21 protein-coding genes and 1 tRNA gene are annotated in these 18364 nt (G+C 59.2%); 10 read left to right on the top strand and 12 right to left on the bottom strand.

The genetic code is table 11. The features are described from left to right. Positions 1 to 59 precede the first annotated feature (59 nt). From B5P46_RS05875 to B5P46_RS05855, 5 genes are read left to right on the top strand one after another with little or no spacing between them, the layout of a single operon-like run. Positions 60 to 935, top strand: coding sequence for a carbohydrate ABC transporter permease (locus B5P46_RS05875; protein ID WP_129417884.1), 876 nt, complete (start codon positions 60 to 62; stop codon positions 933 to 935). Between the two features lie 4 nt (positions 936 to 939). Continuing rightward, entirely contained in the window at positions 940 to 1776 is an 837-nt protein-coding gene (locus tag B5P46_RS05870; RefSeq protein WP_029873993.1) for a carbohydrate ABC transporter permease, read from the top strand. Positions 1777 to 1780: 4 nt separating this feature from the next. Further along, a complete protein-coding gene (locus B5P46_RS05865; protein WP_018447078.1) occupies positions 1781 to 1987 on the top strand; it encodes a DUF2160 family membrane protein in 207 nt (68 codons plus the stop codon). Positions 1988 to 2047: 60 nt separating this feature from the next. Next, positions 2048 to 3109, top strand: coding sequence for an ABC transporter ATP-binding protein (locus tag B5P46_RS05860; protein WP_129417883.1), 1062 nt, complete (start codon positions 2048 to 2050; stop codon positions 3107 to 3109). 11 nt (positions 3110 to 3120) lie between these two features. Then, a complete protein-coding gene (locus B5P46_RS05855) occupies positions 3121 to 3846 on the top strand; it encodes an SDR family oxidoreductase (RefSeq protein ID WP_129417882.1) in 726 nt (241 codons plus the stop codon). Positions 3847 to 3856: 10 nt separating this feature from the next. Here B5P46_RS05855 and B5P46_RS05850 read toward each other — a convergent pair whose 3' ends face one another. From B5P46_RS05850 to B5P46_RS05835, 3 genes are all read right to left on the bottom strand, one after another. Then, a complete protein-coding gene (locus B5P46_RS05850; RefSeq protein ID WP_206735313.1) occupies positions 3857 to 4108 on the bottom strand; it encodes a hypothetical protein in 252 nt (83 codons plus the stop codon). Between the two features lie 117 nt (positions 4109 to 4225). Beyond that, on the bottom strand, positions 4226 to 4990 hold the full coding sequence (locus tag B5P46_RS05845) for a LuxR C-terminal-related transcriptional regulator (RefSeq protein WP_206735335.1): 765 nt from the start codon (positions 4988 to 4990) through the stop codon (positions 4226 to 4228). Between the two features lie 782 nt (positions 4991 to 5772). Continuing rightward, entirely contained in the window at positions 5773 to 6861 is a 1089-nt protein-coding gene (locus B5P46_RS05835; protein ID WP_129417879.1) for a hypothetical protein, read from the bottom strand. 474 nt (positions 6862 to 7335) lie between these two features. On the opposite strand from B5P46_RS05835, the gene B5P46_RS05830 reads away from it, so the two are divergent. From B5P46_RS05830 to B5P46_RS34290, 5 genes are all read left to right on the top strand, one after another. Next, positions 7336 to 7911 (top strand): PE-PGRS family protein, encoded by a 576-nt coding sequence (locus B5P46_RS05830; protein WP_129417878.1) that lies wholly within the window; start codon positions 7336 to 7338, stop codon positions 7909 to 7911. Between the two features lie 90 nt (positions 7912 to 8001). After that, positions 8002 to 9717, top strand: coding sequence for a type I secretion system permease/ATPase (locus tag B5P46_RS05825; protein WP_129417877.1), 1716 nt, complete (start codon positions 8002 to 8004; stop codon positions 9715 to 9717). 14 nt (positions 9718 to 9731) lie between these two features. After that, positions 9732 to 11156 (top strand): HlyD family type I secretion periplasmic adaptor subunit, encoded by a 1425-nt coding sequence (locus B5P46_RS05820; protein ID WP_129417876.1) that lies wholly within the window; start codon positions 9732 to 9734, stop codon positions 11154 to 11156. Between the two features lie 7 nt (positions 11157 to 11163). Continuing rightward, a complete protein-coding gene (locus B5P46_RS05815) occupies positions 11164 to 11442 on the top strand; it encodes a transposase (RefSeq protein WP_164986455.1) in 279 nt (92 codons plus the stop codon). A gap of 625 nt (positions 11443 to 12067) precedes the next feature. Then, positions 12068 to 12364: a hypothetical protein gene (locus tag B5P46_RS34290; protein WP_164986448.1), complete on the top strand. Its 297-nt coding sequence runs from the start codon at positions 12068 to 12070 to the stop codon at positions 12362 to 12364. A gap of 69 nt (positions 12365 to 12433) precedes the next feature. Here B5P46_RS34290 and B5P46_RS05810 read toward each other — a convergent pair. The 9 genes from B5P46_RS05810 to murA all read right to left on the bottom strand — a co-directional run bounded on the left by B5P46_RS05810 (position 12434) and on the right by murA (position 18290). Beyond that, positions 12434 to 12509, bottom strand: a tRNA-Phe gene (locus B5P46_RS05810). A gap of 282 nt (positions 12510 to 12791) precedes the next feature. Beyond that, positions 12792 to 13004: a DNA gyrase inhibitor YacG gene (yacG, locus tag B5P46_RS05805; RefSeq protein ID WP_129417874.1), complete on the bottom strand. Its 213-nt coding sequence runs from the start codon at positions 13002 to 13004 to the stop codon at positions 12792 to 12794. 120 nt (positions 13005 to 13124) lie between these two features. Next, positions 13125 to 13745, bottom strand: a complete 621-nt coding sequence (locus B5P46_RS05800) for a Maf-like protein (protein WP_129417873.1) — start codon at positions 13743 to 13745, stop codon at positions 13125 to 13127. Between the two features lie 57 nt (positions 13746 to 13802). Continuing rightward, positions 13803 to 14021: a translation initiation factor IF-1 gene (gene infA / locus B5P46_RS05795; protein WP_003545338.1), complete on the bottom strand. Its 219-nt coding sequence runs from the start codon at positions 14019 to 14021 to the stop codon at positions 13803 to 13805. A gap of 123 nt (positions 14022 to 14144) precedes the next feature. Beyond that, the gene (locus B5P46_RS05790; RefSeq protein ID WP_206735312.1) at positions 14145 to 14630 is read right to left on the bottom strand and encodes a low molecular weight phosphatase family protein; all 486 of its coding nucleotides are present in this window, start codon (positions 14628 to 14630) and stop codon (positions 14145 to 14147) included. Further along, positions 14627 to 15100 carry a UPF0262 family protein gene (locus tag B5P46_RS05785; RefSeq protein ID WP_017958916.1) on the bottom strand — a complete coding sequence of 158 codons (474 nt, stop codon included), beginning with the start codon at positions 15098 to 15100 and terminating at the stop codon, positions 14627 to 14629. Before B5P46_RS05785 ends, B5P46_RS05790 begins: the two co-directional genes overlap by 4 nt. 4 nt (positions 15101 to 15104) lie before the next feature. After that, on the bottom strand, positions 15105 to 16403 hold the full coding sequence (gene hisD, locus B5P46_RS05780) for a histidinol dehydrogenase (protein ID WP_129417871.1): 1299 nt from the start codon (positions 16401 to 16403) through the stop codon (positions 15105 to 15107). A 54-nt stretch (positions 16404 to 16457) separates the two neighbouring features. Next, a complete protein-coding gene (locus B5P46_RS05775; protein WP_129417870.1) occupies positions 16458 to 16889 on the bottom strand; it encodes a DUF2948 family protein in 432 nt (143 codons plus the stop codon). Between the two features lie 108 nt (positions 16890 to 16997). Beyond that, a complete protein-coding gene (gene murA, locus B5P46_RS05770) occupies positions 16998 to 18290 on the bottom strand; it encodes a UDP-N-acetylglucosamine 1-carboxyvinyltransferase (RefSeq protein ID WP_129417869.1) in 1293 nt (430 codons plus the stop codon). Positions 18291 to 18364 lie beyond the last annotated feature (74 nt).

The following is an 18364-nucleotide window of genomic DNA, read 5'->3' as shown; positions in this document are numbered from 1 at the left end:
GTCATCTTTCGCTCCCTGATGGAGCGGACGTCCACATAGTGTTCAATGGGGGATAGGCGATGTATTCGCAGAAGCTCGGGTGGCTGTTGCTGTCACCGACCATAGTGATCCTCGGACTGTTCGGGATCTTTCCTTTCATCTACGTCCTCTGGGTCTCTTTCCATTCATGGAACCCGTTCGCGGCCAATCCCGGCATGATCTTCAACTGGGCTGAGAACTATCGGCGGCTCGTCTTCGACCCGCAGTTCCTGGCATCGCTCGGCATAACCCTGACATTCGTCTTCTTCGCGGTCGTGTCGGAACTGGTTCTCGGCTACATCCTCGCCCAGGCGCTGCTCAAGGACTTCCCCGGAAAAGCGGTGTTTCGCACGATCCATACGCTGCCGCTGATCATGGCGCCGATCATTGTCGGCTCCGTCTGGAAGCTGATGACCACCCCGTCGATCGGCATCATTCCCTATCTCCTGAGGAGCTGGTTCGGCTACGATCTGAATATCGGCCAGAGCGCCGTCGCGGCCTTCACCGTCACTGTCATCATGGACATCTGGCACTGGACGCCGCTCGTCACCCTCTCGCTGATCGCCGCACTCGTCTCGCTTCCATCAGACCCCTTCGAGCAGGCGCAGATCGACGGCGCCGGCAAGAGCCAGATCTTCTGGCACATCACGCTCCCCCTGATCCGCCCGGCCCTGCTCGCCACAGTGTTCATCAGGCTGATGGACGCGCTGCGCACCGTCGACGAAGTCCTGATGCTGACCGGCGGCGGCCCGGGTTCTTCGACGCGCTACATCGGCGTCCATATCTTCAGGGAAGTCTTTCCCAAGACGAATTACGGCTACGGTTCGGCGATCTCCGTCATCGTCCTCTATCTCACAATCGTCGTCTGCTGGCTGCTCTACGTCGGTTTGATTGCGCCCCGCGTGAAGAGAGGTTGAAGCGATGAAGACCCGTTTTCCCTGGCTTCCGGTCGTCCTGTGGACCTTGATAAGCCTCGCGACCCTTTTCCCGATCTACTGGCTCTTCGTCATATCGGTGAAACAGCCGTTCGACCTGTTTTCGACGCCCGATGTCATTCTCCGGAGCTTCTTCTGGAAGAATTACCAGGACGTGCTGACCAATCCGACCTTGCGCGGATACATGCTCAACTCGCTGATCATTTCGTCAGGCAACGCGCTGCTCGTCACCACGCTCGGCTTCCTTGCCTGCTATGCCCTGACGCGCTTCGACCTCGCCGGCAAGGAAAGCATCTTCTTCTGGACGATCACCAACCGCATGGCGCCGCCGGCGGTCTTCCTGCTGCCGCTTTTCCTGCTGCTGACGCAGGTCTACAGGATCGGCGACTTCTCGCTCGCCGATTCCAAGCTGGGCATGATCCTGGTCTATTGCTCCTTCAACCTTCCCTTCGCCATCTGGACGCTGCGCCCGACCGTGGAAGGCATTCCGAAGGAATTGGACGAGGCGGCCTATATGGACGGCGCGAGCCCATGGACCGTCCTCTATGATATCATCTTTCCTTTGGCACGGCCCGGACTTGCGGTGACGCTGATCCTAACCTGGGTGTTTGCGTGGAACGAGTACCTGCTGGCGGCGACGCTCACCAACTTCCATGCGCGGACTCTGACCACCGGCTTGTCGGAATATGTGACGACGACGGGGACGGCCTGGGGCATCATGGCCGCGATCTCAATGCTGACATTGGTTCCGGCGCTCATCGTCTTTTCGGTGGTCCAGCGTCACATCGTCGCCGGCCTGACCTTCGGCGCCGTGAAAGGATGAAACGATGACGTCTCAATCAGGAAATAACGAACCCAAGCCGGGGTTTCTGCCGATCGAAACGAACTGGTTCGACCGGCTCTTCATTTCGATCGTGATCTGGGTCGCGCTCTCCCTGTTCTGGATGCGGTTCATCGAGCCGTTCGGGCTTTCGGTATGGTTCGCGGCGGCGATCTCGGCAGTCCTTGGCGCCTACATCGTCTGGAAGGGATGAGATGATGAATTCCGTCAACAACATCAAAACACAAACTGCACTGCTTTAGGGGGAACGACATTGGCAAACGTACAGGTTAGCGACGTCACCAAGAAATATGGCTCTCTTCAGGTCATGCATGGCGTCAGCGTCGACATCGAGGACGGCGAATTCGTCGTGCTGGTCGGTCCATCCGGCTGCGGCAAATCCACCCTGCTCCGGATGATCGCCGGGCTGGAGACGGTCAGCAGCGGAGATATCCGGATCGGCAGCCGTGTCGTCACCAACGCTCCCCCGAAGGAGCGTGACATCGCGATGGTGTTTCAGAGCTACGCTCTCTATCCCCACAAGACCGTCGCCGAGAATATGGGCTTTCCGCTGAAGATGGCCAAACGTCCGAAGGCGGAGATCGACGAGAAGGTCGGCAGGGCAGCCGAGATCCTCGACCTGACGCGTTATCTCGACCGCTATCCGAAGCAGCTGTCGGGCGGACAGCGTCAACGCGTGGCGATGGGCCGTGCCATCGTCCGCGATCCGCAGGTCTTCCTGTTCGACGAGCCACTATCAAACCTCGACGCTAAACTCCGCGTCACCATGCGCGTCGAGATCAAGGAGCTTCACCAGCGGCTGAAGACCACCACCGTCTACGTCACGCACGATCAGATCGAGGCGATGACGATGGCCAACAAGATCGTGGTGATGCGCGACGGCAGGGTCGAGCAGATCGGCAAGCCTCTCGATCTCTATGATTTTCCGGTAAACCTCTTCGTCGCCGGCTTCATCGGCAGCCCATCGATGAACTTCCTTCAGGGCCGCATAGCCACCCGCGACGGCAGGAAAATCGTCGTCACCGACCAGGGCATCGCCCTTCCGCTGGCGGACACAAATGCGGATGAAGGACGAGCCGTTACCTACGGCATCCGACCGGAGCACATCACGATCGGCGAGGAAGGCGTTCCGGTCGAAGTCTCGGTGTTCGAGCCCACGGGTTCGGAGACGTTGATCTTCGGCCGCACGGGAGGCGTACCGATTGACGCCCTGATCCGCGAGCGTATCGAGGTCGACCCCGGACGGACGATGTACTTCCACATCGATCCCCGACGTGCGCATATCTTCGATCGGGAAACAGGCCAGAGACTTTAGGAGAACGACCCATGGAGTTCAGAGGAAAGACGGTGATCGTGACCGGCGCCGGCAAAGGCATCGGACGCGAAATTGTAAGGATGCTCGTCGAACGGGGTGCGCAGGTCGTCGCGCTGACCCGCAGTGCTGCCGACGTCGAAGCGTTGCGAGGGGAATTCGGCTGTCGGGCAATCCAGGTCGATCTCGCGGACGCCGATGCGACCAGAGAGGCGGCGATCGCTGCCCTTCCCGCAGATTTCCTCATCAACTGCGCCGGCACGACCGAACTCCAACCATTCCTGGAGACAACCGTCGAAGCATTCGACCGTCTTGTCGCGGTCAACACGCGCGCTCCAATGATCGTCGCCCAGGAGTATGCCCGATCGCTGATCAAGGAGGACCGGAAGGGCGCCATCGTCAACGTCTCGTCGGTCGCCTCCTTCGTCGGCATCCCTGACCACGCTGCCTATTGTGCATCGAAGGGTGGATTGGATGGCTTGACGCGGGTCATGGCCAAGGAGCTTGCGCCGCACGGCATCCGCGCCAACGGCGTCCATCCAACGGTGACGTTGACGCCAATGGCGGTGAAGGCATGGAGCGATCCCGAGAAAGCCGCAGGGATGATGAAGCGAATTCCCGTCGGTCGCTTCGCCGAGCCGGCAGATATCGCCGAGGTTGTTCTTTTCCTGCTCTCCGATCAGGCAGCGATGGTGAACGGGATCTCGATGCCGGTGGACGGCGGCTACATGATTGCCTGAAGTTCAGCAGCTAACGTGTCGTACGATCCTGCGATTGCAATACGGGAACCGGCGAGGTTGACCGCCGCACCAATCGGCGCAGCTCATCTTGATCAACGAAGTGATCCGTCACTCCGGCCTCTTTATCCGGATGGCTGAAGACAAGACCGTCGGAATCCTCAAGCTTCAGAGCTTGCTCCGTATTCATGATCCCCAGTGCCTGGCGCTCGTACTCGGACTCGAGCGCCGCCTCGACGATGGCTTTTTTCTTGCGCATGTCCATTTCCTCCGTTCCTCAAAGGGGTAACGGACGGCCGGACTCGCGGTTCCCATCAAGGCATCACGATATGAAACCAGTTGGAAACGCGCGCCGATACTCCCCCGGTACTGGCGACACTGCCTAACTCGGCGAGACGTCAGGCCCACCGGCGGCTCTTTGAACTAAGCGGGCAACCACTTCAGTGCGGTTCTGCGCCTGCAACTTACGCATTATGTGTTGCAAATGCATCTTCACCGTATGCCCCGACAAATTGAGTTTTCCTGCAATTACCTTATTTGAACAACCGCATTGCAGCTCTGCGAGGACATCCGCTTCCCGTGGAGTGAAATCAGCAATCGCCAAGTACTGCGTCCTATCATCCAAGTTCTTTTCGGCCTCATTTCTGGCCGGATTATGCTCGTTTGAGCCGTTTGTAACAGCTCCCAATAGCTGCGGGAAAAATGTTCCTCCTGCCAGAACGAGACGAAGACCGGCAAGGGCAATGTCAATGGGGAGTGAAGTCGAGAAAAAGCCGCGGATGCCCATCCTGAGTGCCTGACGGGCTATGATGGCGTCATCCGTACCTGAGAGCAACGTGATAGGAGCCTCAGGAAAACGAGCAGCAATTGCCGCGAGATCATCACGCAGGCTGGTACTCTCGACACCTCTGCCGGCCAGATCCAATACAATCAAACGCACCTCAGCTCCAAGAGCTCGATCGAGACTCTCGATCGAGATCAAATCTATAACGTTCCACCCGGCGAGTTCACGCTCAAGAAGCTTCACCACGGTCGTGCGCGCCAGTGTAGAATGCTCAATGATGATCACAGTTGGTGCATTGCGCCCCGCACGGCGCTTAGTTCCAGCACTGTCGGACACTTGCGTGCTCCCCCAGAATATTTGCAAAACCCAACAGCTGTTCATATTATTCCTGTTCTCACTACATGTCATGATAAAAAGTGAGTGTATTTCAGATATAAATAGTCTGAACTCTCATGATAATTCTTATAGTCTATAAGATTTCATCGAGAGATAACTGGACTTGCAGAGCATATTGAATATTTTGTTCATAATGGCCTGCTGGCTCGACTTGTCGCTACAGACTTTCCAGCCTTCGTCGAATTCACGTATGGCAAGCGGGTCAACAAAGCTTTCAAAGGCACTGAAAAGGCAGCCGATCTGCGACAGACCATTTAGGAAAGAGCCGTTGGATATAACGGGCTGCCAATCGGCTTGGCTTTGTTTCCATATCTCAATTCAAAGCAGTCGCAGACCCGACAGCAAAACGACAAAGGCGAAAAGCAACAAAAACCTGAGATCGCTGACTACTCGTTATGATTAGTGAAACTTCGCTCTAATGACGCATTAATCCCAGTTGGCATCGTTCTCACTCAGGTAACACAGCGCCGGCACCGCCCGATGCCGGGTGGAGGTCCCGGTCTCTGACGGCCGAAATCGGCGACAATGCGGAAGAGGTCATGGTGGAAGGTTCGGCATCTCAGTGAGCTGGCCGTTCCGTGATGTCGGCCAAGGAGCGAATTCCGGGCGGAGGAACAATTCAACATATGGCTTCAAGGATCGCACGAGGAACGGTCTCGTACAGTTGAGCCACCGCAATGCAAGTGGGGAGTCTATCCGCTAGAACAGGATGTCCTCCGAAAACCGCTCACACTTTTCGGCATCATGCTCTAGCTATGCATGAAGCTCAGAATGTCGTCTACGAGAGCCGAATGGGCGTCCGTGAGGTTACCGTCTCCACCGTGGCCTGCGATGCCGGCCAACTGAAGCGCTTGCTGATCATAGAGAACATGATCGGTCTGTTGGGCATCCGCCGACCCACCGGCGGGAACGGCAATGTTGATGGGATGGAAATAGCCGAAATTGACGTCTACCATGCTGCCGGTTGACGACCCGTCCCCACCGCCGCCACCTGCGTGATTGCCGGTAAAAATCGTATCTGACGACAGGTTGAAGCCACCGCCATTGCCGCCGACGCCTGCGATCTGCACAGTGCCCTGATCGAAAATGACATTGTTTGTCTGATGAGCCTCTGCGGAGCCGCCTGCGGCGCCGACGGCGATGTTGATCGGTGAGAAGATGGCAATACTCACGTCGACCATGCTGCCGACGAAATATCCATCGCCGCCATGGCCCGCATAAAAGTCGCCGGTCAATGTGAGCGCAGTTCCCGGGCTCATCGACGTGCCATGGCTCGCGACGTTATGGTCTCCGCCCGAGCCGCCCATGCCGCCAATCTGGGTCGCGCCCTGCAGGAACAGTGCGTTGTTCGATTGCTCGGCGTGAGCCTCCGCGCCGGGGCCGGCGGCCACAGCAGTATTCACGGGGGCAAACACCGCGACTTCGGTGCTGACGAGTCCACCGTAGAAGAGCCCATTGCCCCCGGTGCCGGCATGATTGGCGCCATCGCCGCCACCAATGGCAACATTGCCGCTTCCACCATTCCCGCCTATCCCCGCCATTTCGGTGGGATGCTGATTGATGAGCGCGTCGTTGCCCTGGAAGGCATCTGCACCCGAATGAGGTCCCGCAATGGCGGCATTGGACGGCGTGAAGACGGCCAGTGCGTTGCTGCTGATCACGCCTTCGCTGATCCCGTCACCACCGCTGCCGGCTGAATTATGGCTCGGACCGGAAGCGACATCCAATGGAAGCCAAGTCGGCACCAGCGCCAGATGCCCCGCGGCCACGTTGGAGGCGAGGTGTTGATCGGTGCCCGTCTTGGGCAGGCCTTCCAATAAGGGACGAGTTTCCGCCATTACCGTCTCCATTCGTTGGCGACTGCACGTCCACCGAGCATGCGGCGCTATGCAGCCTGAATTGTTCAGTCATTGTGCATCTGAACGTGGGAAAAGCAGAGCCTGCAATTCGTCTACATCCTGTCGGCTAGTGCTGTAGCCATTTGGCTGTCATGGCCGCAGCGCTCGTTGTGCGAGTTTGCGAGCACTAAATCCGCCTTTGGATCAGAGGTCCTGATGTCGCTTCGACGAGGTCGCAGACATGATCGACCATGCCACCCTGCACCAAATCACTAAGTACTAATCCAAATAACGCTCCGCCACATCCAAGTATACGCCCGAATGAACGTCACCGAATATCTAGATAGGCCACAGATTAAATCGCAGGCAATATTCGCCTGCGGTTGTATTGGCTGCGGTGACATGCTGGAACGCACGCCGTAGGGGGACACCGTAAAACGAACACGGATGAAACCAAGTAAAGGAGTGACATCAATGCCTATTCCACAAATATCCGACACGATTCATCTCAACAACCCGGATGCGGGTGACGCGAATGCCGGCAACGGCGGTGATGGCCACAACGATGGGAACATCAACTACAACCCGGTTGCATATGTAGACCCCGTGCAAACGGTCTACGGGGCAACGACCGATCTGCACAATGGCGATCACGTTTGGCAGAAGGCAGGTTGGGACGCCGGCAGTGGCGGAGACGGTGGCTTTGCTCAGGCCAAGAACGGCTTCCTGGCGGCGGTCACGAACAGCGGCGACGGCGGCGCGGGGGGAGATTCCCACTCCAACGGCAGCCAAGGAAACTCGAGCGGCGGCGACACGGCTACCGTGAATGCGGCTACGACCGCGACACAATATACGCAGCTTGTGGCCGATCAGCATGCCACCATCCTCGCAGGTGTCGGCGGCAACGGCGGCAACGGGAACAACGCTCTGGGCGGCGATATCTCGTCAGCTTTGGTTCACACGGATCCCGAAACGACGACGGTGAACAATTCTCTCGATCACTTCATAAACGCCTTCGGCCATATCGACGTCGACCATCTCGGCTCCTGAACTCAGACCTCAAGGGCCGCTGGTTTCGGCCGGCGGCCCTCAAGGTAAGCAGCCTCTTCTTGTCAGTATCAAGTGCAGCGAGATCTGATAATGACAACGATTTCCATAAAGCCACCGCGCCCGCCGACACAGCTTGTTGTTGCGCTCAGGGCTTGTGCCGGAGCCTTCGGGTTGGTCTTCCTCTATAGTTGCGGCTACAATCTCTTTCTTCTCGCGCCTTCCATCTATCTCCTGCAGATCTATGACAGGGTCCTGTCGAGCCGAAGCGCTGACACGCTCCTGATGCTGACGATGATCATCGCCATCACCGTGGTGGTCGGATCCACGCTGGATATCGTGCGCAGGGCAGCTCTTTCGCGCATTGGCAGTTGGCTGGACCACAGGCTACGGCCCATGGTGCTCACCTCATCGTTCGAATATGCCGCTCGCGCCGATACGGGAGCCGCCACGGAATGCTACAGGGACCTGGCCGCATTACACCAGTTCCTCGATTCACCGGCCAGCTCGCTTTTTTTTGACGTCCCCTGGGCGCCGGTATTCCTGCTCCTGCTCTTTCTTGTTCATCCGCTGCTAGGGACCATCGGTCTTCTGTGCGCAGTTGCACTTCTGCTGTTTGCGGTCCTGACGGAACTGGCGACGCGAGAGCCGCTTGCCCACGCCAATCTTGCCCTTTCAAGGAGCTATCTGCGATTTGCGACCGCCCTCAAAAACATCGAGGTCATCAGGGCAATGGGCATGCAGGATGGCGCAGCGCTGATCGTCTATCGCGATGCGGAAATGGCAAGAAGGGCGCAGGACATCGCGATGCATCGCACGGAGATCATTCTTGGCTTCTCCAAATCGATCCGCACACTGGCGCAGATCCTCATGATGGGATCCGCGACATGGCTAGTGCTCGTAAACAACGGCAGTCCCGGGATCATCTTCGTTGCGAGCCTGCTGCTCGGCCGCGGGCTCGCACCAATCGAGGGCGCAATAGGGGCATGGCGCTCCTTTACGTTTGCGCGCAATGCCTTCAATCGCTTGAACAGAATGCTGATAACAGTTGCATCGGATTGCGATGCCCGAATGGTGCCGCTGCCGGAACCCAATGGCCTCGTTCTCGATAATGTCAGCTATTTCAAACCCTTCGCTGATCGGCCAATATTGACTGATATCACATTGCGCCTCGCGCCCGGCGATTGCATAGCGCTCATCGGTCCGTCGGGATCGGGAAAATCGACACTTGGTCGCGTCATGGCAGGCGTTGTGCCAGCAACGCGCGGATATGCTCTTCTCGGTGGGGTGGATATCTCAGCTCTGCGCCTTTGCGGGGGGACCTGCCACGTCGGATACCTGCCGCAGGACATCGAACTCTTCGGCGGAGCGATCAAGGATGTGATCGGCCGGCTGGACGGAGGAGATCCCGGCAAAGCGATCGACGCCGCAAAGCTGGTTGGATTGCACGAGGCGATCATGCGGCTGCCGCAGGGCTACGAGACCGATATCGGTGAAGGTGGAAACCTGCTCCTTCGAGCTCAGCGCCAACAGCTGGGACTGGCACGGGCGGCCTATGGAAATCCGTCTCTGATCGTTCTCGACGATCCGAATTCGAGCCTGGATTATGACGGCGAATGCATGCTGTTTGCGGCAATCGAGCGCATGAAATCCAGAGGGATGACCGTCGTTATCATAACGCACCGGATGGGGATCCTGCCGGTCACCAACAAGATTGCCATCATGCGTAACGGAACGGTGGCTGCCTTCGGCGACAGCGAGCGAATTTATGAAACTTATCTTCAACCACCGTCTCGAACAGGAACATAGGGAGAAACGCCGCCATGGCCCTTGTTCAACTGGACGCAACGCCGGCGAAATTTTCAAATTCGCCAAGGACGGGTCGGCGGTTGGTCAAGCAACAGACGGCCTATTTGCCGGTGATCGAGTCGAAACAGCGCGGACCCGCGCCCCCCTCGCCCATGCCGGGGCTCAGAGGCGTTGTTTGGACGGGCAACCTGTTGATCCTGGTTTTCATAGTCGGATTGGGAATCTGGTCGGTCCTGGCGCCGCTGAAAAGCGCTGCAATTGCATCGGGCGTTATCGAGCCGGAGTCCAGCCGCAAGACCATTCAGCATCTGGAAGGTGGAATTGTCCGACGGATACTCGTTAAAAACGGCGATGCGGTCATGGCCGGACAGATCGTGATAGAACTCGACGACACGAAGTCTCGCTCGGAGCGCGACAGCATTCAAGGGCAACTTTGGGACGCCGAAGGAAGCCGCGCCCGCCTGCTTGCGGAGCAGACGGGCGGCGACCATGTCGCCTATCCTGAGGACCTTAGGGCAGCCATGGACAGATATCCTTCGGTCAGCGCGATTCTGATCGGGCAACAGAAAATCTTCGAAGCCCGTCGCCGAGTCATGCAGGCGGAAATTCAGATCGCCAATGAAAAAATCGCGCAGGTGCGGCAGGAAATCGTCGGACTTGGCGCGCAGAAGGCAGCGCTGGCCGACAGAGCCGCAATATCGAGCCAAGAACTGGATCAGGTGACCACCCTCAACGCCAAAGGACTGGAAAAGAAGAGCAGACTTCTCAACCTTCAGCGGGAAAAAGCAGACCTCGATGGCCAGCAGGGTCAAGTAGAGGCACAGATCTCTCGCGCCTACCAGGTGATCAGCGGCTCACAGGCCGATCTCGCAAAGCTTGAGAGCGACCGGTTGAGCGAAGTCGCCCAAGGCATGCGCGATACGGAGAGCCGGATCATGCAACTGCGCGAGCGCTTGCGCGCGATCGACGACCAACTCGCAAGGACAGATATCCGCGCTCCCGACGACGGAACGATCATGAACCTGCGCATCCACACAGCCGGTGGCGTGATCGGCGCGGGTGAACCGCTCGTCGATCTTCTGCCACGCTCCGATCGCCTTGTCGTGTCTGCCCACGTGAGACCGGAAGACATCAATCTCGTTCGTGCGGGGCTCGAAGCACAGGTTCACCTCCTTCCCTACAATCAGCGGCGCGTTCCACTCCTGAAAGGTCGGGTCGAGTATGTTTCAGCGGACCGTCTCATCGATCCGCAGAGCGGCCAGCCCTACTTTGCCGCGACGATCCGCGTAACGGACGAGCGGTTGGCGAAAATGAGTGATGTCGAACTGGTCGCGGGCATGCCCGCGCAGACACTGATCGAAACAGGCAAAAGCAGCGTGGCGCTCTATGCTGTCAGACCACTTCTCGACAGTTTCAACAGAGCATTTCGTGAGGACTGAAGCGGTGATGGGCAAGAGAAAATTCGACAACGACCAGATTACGGGCATTCTGAAGGAGCACCAGGCCGGGGTGACGGTGGCAGATGTTTGCCACAGATACGGTATCAGCGAGCCAACCTTCTATCGGTGGCAATCCTTGCAGTTCGGAAACGTCGGTCTCCATGCCAAAAGATTGAGAGCACTGGAGGAAGAGAACCAGAAGCTCAAAAAGCTTTTGGCCGAATCCATGCTCTCGGCGGCAACACTGAGCGAGATGCTGGCGAAGACATCGAAAGGGCGAAACTAACCTCTAAACAGAGCGGTTTGTTGGCCGCCTTCTGGCCCTGTACCAACGCGACTGGGGTCTACCTGTTGCCGTCGTCTACGGTCAGGTGATGCTAGAAGTTTGCATCGACAGCATAAATCGTCGGCGCACCGAAGCAAACCTACCGGCTTGGACTGCGCTTAGCGGATCGATAATGGAATCGATGGAACGCAAAAATTGACGGGAACGACGTCGCAATCTCGCCGCGCTCAGTTAGCCGGAGCGCTCGTCAACCAGTGATGCGTGCCACGTAGGCCGTCGTTTAATACCAGCGTCCCCGGCCGTACCAGCCGCCGCCGCCTAGCAAAAGAAGTATCACAACGATTATGAGAAGGGTTGTGAGATCCATGTGCGTTCTCCTCGGGGGACCACCACCATCTCGTTCGCCCCTGACGGGCGTTGCTCATGGTGGGACTCCCTAGCTTACAACGGCAATGACCGGTGTTGGTTCCATTCGATGACCCTACTCGGCCGGCGCCGACCTAGGCGGAGTTTAAAAGAAGGATGCAACATTGGGCCGGGAGGGCACACTCAATCTCCACAGCCCTCCGCCAGCGTACCGGCCGCCGCAGGGACGGAAAGCTGCGAGGGGCGAACCCGGCAGCGCGTGGTATCGACGGCTATCTATCGCTTCGTGGCATCCGGCCACGACTTGGCGATGACGAGGGCGCACCATCAACCTGGTCTGGCTGAGGCCTCAGACACACCCGTCGCAACCATTCTGCGCGAGATGGGCAAGGACTACGCGACGATCGCCGAGATGCTCGGGCAGAAGACCGAGGGCATGGCCAAGCACTATTCGCGTCGGGCTGACACATCCAAGAAGATGGCCGAGACGGTCAGCGATTTCGATGCCGAGGTGAACAGACAAAAAACGAAAAACGTCTACAAGCGGAAAAAATAGTGTCTAGACGCAGGTGAAAAACCATCAAAAGAAGGAGCTAAAATATATGCAAAAGCAGTAATTTATAAGTGGTGCCCAGGACCGGAATCGAACCAGTGACACGCGGATTTTCAATCCGCTGCTCTACCAACTGAGCTACCTGGGCTAACCTGCTTCCGATGGTCCCTTTCAGAAAAGGAACCGCGGGGCCTTGGTTCACCCCGGAAGCGAGCGGGGTTATAGCATCTTGTTCGCCCATGGCAAGCGTCAAATGACTCTTTTTTGACGGTCTTGCCCGCTTTGCGGATTCATGAGGAAAAATAAGAGCTTCGCGGGCGGAATTCTTCCAAAGCGCGTCGCATCGAATTGGATTTGCGGGGCGCGCTTCAAGTCTTTATCAGATGCATGTCATTGTCCCCAAACCGCTGCGCAGTTTAGGCGGCATGCATTAGTTTTCCTCATCCGGATAGTCAGCCTTCGTCTCATCGTCGGCAGCCGGAATGGCATAGGCGCCGGTCAGCCAGCGGGAGAGATCGGCCTCGCGGCAGCGGTTGGAGCAGAAGGGGTAATGTTCGCGGTTCGAAGGTTTGCCGCATTCGGGGCAAGGGCGCGTCTTGCGCAGCGGTTCGACCTTGGCGGCCGTTTTCTTGTCTTCAGGCATATCGGTCCGTCCTAAAGCATGTCGCGGTTTTGCGACAACGACATGCGTAAAAACAAAGCCTTAAAGCGCGACGCGCGGATCTGAAAGATCGTGACGCGCTTTAAGCATCGGCCGTCGGGGTCAGCCCTCGGGCCACCGGCTATACACATCAAAGCCTTCGCCGGTCAAAAGCAGAATGGTTTCATAAAGCGGCAGGCCGACGACATTGGTGTAGGAGCCCACCATCTTCTGCACGAAGGTGCCGGCAAGGCCCTGGATGCCGTAGGCGCCTGCCTTGCCGCGCCACTGGCCGGAGGCCAGGTAGTTCTCGATCTCGAAGCCGGAGAGACGCTTGAAGCGTACCTTGGTCTCGACGATCTTCTGACGGACCTTGCGATCCGGGGTCACCAGGCAAACGCCGGTGTAGACCATGTGGTTGCGTCCCGACAGGAGATGCAGCGAGTTCAACGCCTCGTCGGCGAACTCAGCCTTACCGAGGATGCGCCGGCCGACGGCGACCACCGTATCGGCGGACAGGATATAGCTGCCCTTCCAGGTGATATCGCCCTTGATGGCGGCAAGGGCGGCTTCGGCCTTCTCAGCCGAAAGCCTGCGGGCAAGCGAACGCGGATGCTCCGATTTCTTCGGCGCCTCGTCGATATCCATCGGCATCAGGCGCGAGGGCTCGATGCCGGCCTGGTTGAGCAGGTCGACGCGCCGGGGCGAGCCTGAAGCCAGAATGAGCTTGTATTTCAGCGCCATGGAACCTCGACCATCGGCAGACGGGAGCAAGAACCCTTGCAGGACCTTCGGGCAAACTTACTTGAAACGGTAGGTGATGCGGCCTTTGGTCAAATCGTAGGGCGTCATTTCCACAAGCACCTTGTCGCCGGCGAGAACACGGATGCGGTTCTTGCGCATGCGGCCCGCGGTGTGGGCGATGATCTCGTGTTCGTTTTCGAGCTTCACGCGGAACGTCGCATTCGGCAGAAGTTCGGTGACGATTCCCGGGAATTCGAGGACTTCTTCTTTAGGCATATAAGTGTTTTCTTCCTGTGGGTTGAATAGGCAGCGCAGCGCGCGCCTTTAAAATTTGGGCGGAAACTACACAATCAACGCGGGTTTGTGAACCTCGTTGATCAGGCTTTCCTTTATTTGTTTTCATGCCGATTGCGCGGCAATGCCATTTCGTTTGAGTAGCCGGCTTTCGATGAGGCCGGCCAAGTGATCGCGGACCTCGCGGTAGCTCTCCAGAATCTGCTCGCGCGTTCCGATTGCAACCGTCGGATCCATGGTCGGCCAATAGACCACGTCGACCGCACTCGACCGCGTCAGCTCGAGTGCGGCATGATGGGCCTGGGGCGACAGCGTGATGATCAGATCGAAGTAATCGTCTTCGAGTTCTTCCAGCGTCTGCGGCTGGCGGCGCCCAAGGGAAAGCCCGATCTCCTCGAGCACGACATCCACAAAAGGATCGCGCTCGCCGGCGCGAACGCCGGCGGACCTGATATAGGTATTGGCCGGCAGAATGCTACGGGCGATCGCTTCGGCCATCGGCGAGCGGATGGCATTCATCCCGCACATGAAGAGGATGGCGCCCGGCCGCTTCCCCTCCTCGACGTCGGCGGAGAGCTCCATTGCCGTCATCCGCGCCAGTAGAGCACGCAGACCAGCGTGAAAAGGCGCCTGGCGGTGTCGAAATCGACCTCTATCTTGCCGGCCAGCCTATCCTTCAGCGTCTGCGAGCCTTCATTGTGGATGCCGCGCCGGCCCATGTCGATCGCCTCGATGCGGCTCGGCGTCGACGAACGGATCGCTTCGTAATAGCTCTCGCAGATCATGAAATAATCCTTGACGATCCGCCGGAAGGGCGTGAGCGACAGGATATGGGTGGCGACGCCGCCGCCCTCTTCGGTGGTGATGGCAAAAACCAGCTTCGAATCGACCAGCGAAATGTTCAGCCGGTAGGGTCCGCCGGCATGGCCGAGCGGCTCGAAGCTGTTTTCCTCGATCAGATCGAAGATGGCGACGGCGCGCTCATGCTCGACATCGGGCGTCGAACGGCCGATCGTATCGTCAAGGACGACGTCGCAAAGCCGGAAATCGCCCTTCGCCATTCCCTCACCTTTCGAGGTTGAGGCGGATCGCGATCGATCGCGCATGGGCATCGAGGCCTTCGGAAACGGCAAGGGCGATCGCCGCCGGGCCGAGGGTGCGGAGCTGTTGCGGGCCGAGGCGCAGGATCGAGGTGCGCTTGACGAAATCGAGCACCGAAAGGCCGGATGAGAAGCGCGCCGAACGCGCCGTCGGCAGCACATGGTTCGAACCGCCGACATAATCACCGATCACCTCAGGCGTATGGGCGCCGATGAAGATCGCGCCGGCATTGCGGATGCCGTCGAGCAGCCGGTCCGGATCGGCGACGGCGAGCTCCAGATGCTCGGCAGCGATACGGTTTGCCAGCGGAATGGCCTGTTTCAGATCGGCAACCAGGATGACCGCGCCGAAATCGCGCCAGCTTGCTGCCGCCGTCTCGGCGCGGTTCAGCGTCTTCAGCTGGCGTTCGACCGCCTGCTCCACCGCCTTGCCGAATGCGGCATCATCGGTGATCAGGATCGCCTGGGCGCTGACATCGTGCTCAGCCTGGGCCAAGAGGTCGGCTGCGATCCAATCCGGATTGTTTTCCTTGTCGGCGATGACCAGCACCTCGGAGGGGCCGGCGATCATATCGATGCCGACGGTGCCGAAGACATGGCGCTTGGCGGCGACGACATAGGCATTGCCGGGGCCGGTGATCTTGGCGACCGGGGCGATCGTCTCAGTGCCGTAGGCAAGGGCCGCGATCGCCTGGGCGCCGCCGACACGATAAATCTCGGTGACGCCGACAAGCTTGGCGGCGGCAAGCACCGCCGGATTGACGGCGCCGCCGGTGGCGGGAACGGCGATGACGATGCGATCGACGCCGGCGACCTTGGCCGGCACGGCATTCATCAGCACCGAGCTCGGATAGCTCGCCGTGCCGCCCGGAACATAGAGGCCGACCGCTTCGATCGCCGTCCAGCGCGAGCCGAGACCGACACCCATATCGTCCTCGTAGATATCGTCCTTGGGCAGCTGCCGGCGATGATGGGATTCGATGCGCAGTGCCGCGAGCTTTAGCGCCCCCAGCACTTCCGAAGGCACCGCCTCGACGGCGGCGTCGATCTCTTCAGGCGTGACACGCATCGGGACGGTGGCGTAATCGATGCCGTCGAATTTCAGCGAATATTCGGCAAGCGCCACATCGCCACGGGCGCGCACGTCATCGATAATGGCGCGAACGACAACGTTCACATCCTCGGAGACTTCGCGCTTCGTCGTCAGAAAGGCGGCAAAATGCTGCTCGAAACCTTCCGATGCCTGATCCAGCCAGATTGCCAAGGCCGATATTCCTTCTCAACTTGAAACTGCGATGTTCAAACTTCCGGCGTCATGTCAGCGGTGGCGAGGCTTGGAGGAAGCCTCCCAGGCGCCGCCGATATCGGCCAGCTGGACTTCGATGCATTCGACATCGAGCGCAATCGAGGCCGTGCCCGACAGCGACAGCTCGATCGTGCCCTCCGGCCCCTCGCCCTTCTGCTCGAAGCGCAGCGCCAGCAGCGACAGCACTTCGTCGCGTTTCCCCCGATCGACGCCGAGCGAACGGACGGCAAGCACGCGCTTGAAGACCAGGGCGGCCCGGCGGCGCTCGAAACCCTTGCGCTTGCGCTCGGCACCTTCCCAGACGAAACGATTGGCGGCAAGCGCGAACTGCGCGTCACGCGGCGACCAGTCGATGTCGCCGACCTTGAAGACGCTGTCCTGCATATGCGCGGACATGATCGCAAGATCCTCGTTATCGAGCGCAACAAGTTTCAGGTCGGTCATTCAGCCTCATCCCATTACCAGCCTAGGCCGGGCACCGCCGGAATGGCGATGCGTCAGACAAGGGAAATAAGGCGCGGCGACCAATTACGCAACCGGGATGAACGGTGCTTACTCGCTGATGCGCTCGACGATGGCGCCGCAGCGGGTCAGCTTCTCCTCGAGCCGCTCGAAACCGCGGTCGAGGTGATAGACGCGGGAGACCGTGGTTTCGCCCTCGGCGGCAAGGCCGGCGATGACGAGCGAGACGGAGGCGCGCAGATCGGTCGCCATGACCGGCGCACCGCGCAGGCGCTCGACACCCTCGATCTTCGCCGTCTGGCCGGACAGCGAGATCCTGGCGCCGAGGCGGGCAAGCTCCTGCACATGCATGAAACGGTTTTCGAAGATGGTCTCGGTGACATGCGAGACGCCTGAAGAACGGGTCATCAGCGCCATGAACTGCGCCTGCAGATCGGTCGGGAAGCCCGGGAAAGGATCGGTGACGATATCGACTGGCCTGATGCCGGCGCCATTGCGCTTGATGCGCATGCCATTGTTGGTCGACGAGATTTCCGCGCCGGCGCGGCGCAGCGTTTCCACCGCGGTTTCGAGCAGCGCCACGTCGGTATTTTCGAGCACGACGTCGCCGCCTGCCATGGCGACGGCCATGGCATAGGTGCCGGTCTCGATGCGATCCGGCAGGACGCGATGGCGGGCGCCGGAGAGCGAGGTGACGCCTTCGATGGTGATCGTCGCGGTACCCGCGCCCGATATCTTGGCGCCCATGGCGTTCAGGCAGTTGGCGAGATCGACGACCTCAGGCTCGCGGGCGGCATTGCCGATCACCGTCGTGCCGCGGGCAAGCGTTGCCGCCATCATCATCACATGGGTGGCGCCGACGGAGACCTTCGGGAAGGTGTAGCGCGCGCCGATCAGGCCGCCAGCCGGGGCCTTGGCGTTGATATAACCGGCATCGATCTCCATGGTCGCGCCGAGCGCCGTCAGGCCTTCGATGAAGAGATCGACGGGGCGCGTGCCGATGGCACAGCCGCCCGGCAGCGAAACGCGGCAATGGCCTTCGCGTGCCAGCAGCGGGCCGATGACCCAGAAGGAGGCGCGCATCTTCGAAACCAGTTCATAGGATGCGGTCGTATCGACGATGGTGCGGCAGGTGAAGTGGATCGTGCGCGAATAGGAATCTTCCTGGCGCTCGCGGCGGCCGTTGACGGCGACATCGACGCCGTGATTGCCGAGGATGCGCATCAGCAATTCGACATCGGCCAGATGCGGCACGTTTTCGAGCGTCAGCGTATCGCTGGTCAGAAGCGAGGCGATCATCAGCGGCAGTGCGGCATTCTTGGCGCCGGAAATCGGAATGATGCCATTCAGCTCATTACCGCCGACGATTCTGATACGATCCATGTGCGCTTACGGGCAGCGCCCGCCTTTCCTGAAAGTTCTGCCTTGGAATAAGGAGTGAGGTGTTTAGGGGATTT

This window comes from Rhizobium leguminosarum, from assembly GCF_004123835.1.
Classification (GTDB): domain Bacteria; phylum Pseudomonadota; class Alphaproteobacteria; order Rhizobiales; family Rhizobiaceae; genus Rhizobium; species Rhizobium leguminosarum_M.
This window is presented reverse-complemented; position numbering and strand designations above follow the sequence as displayed.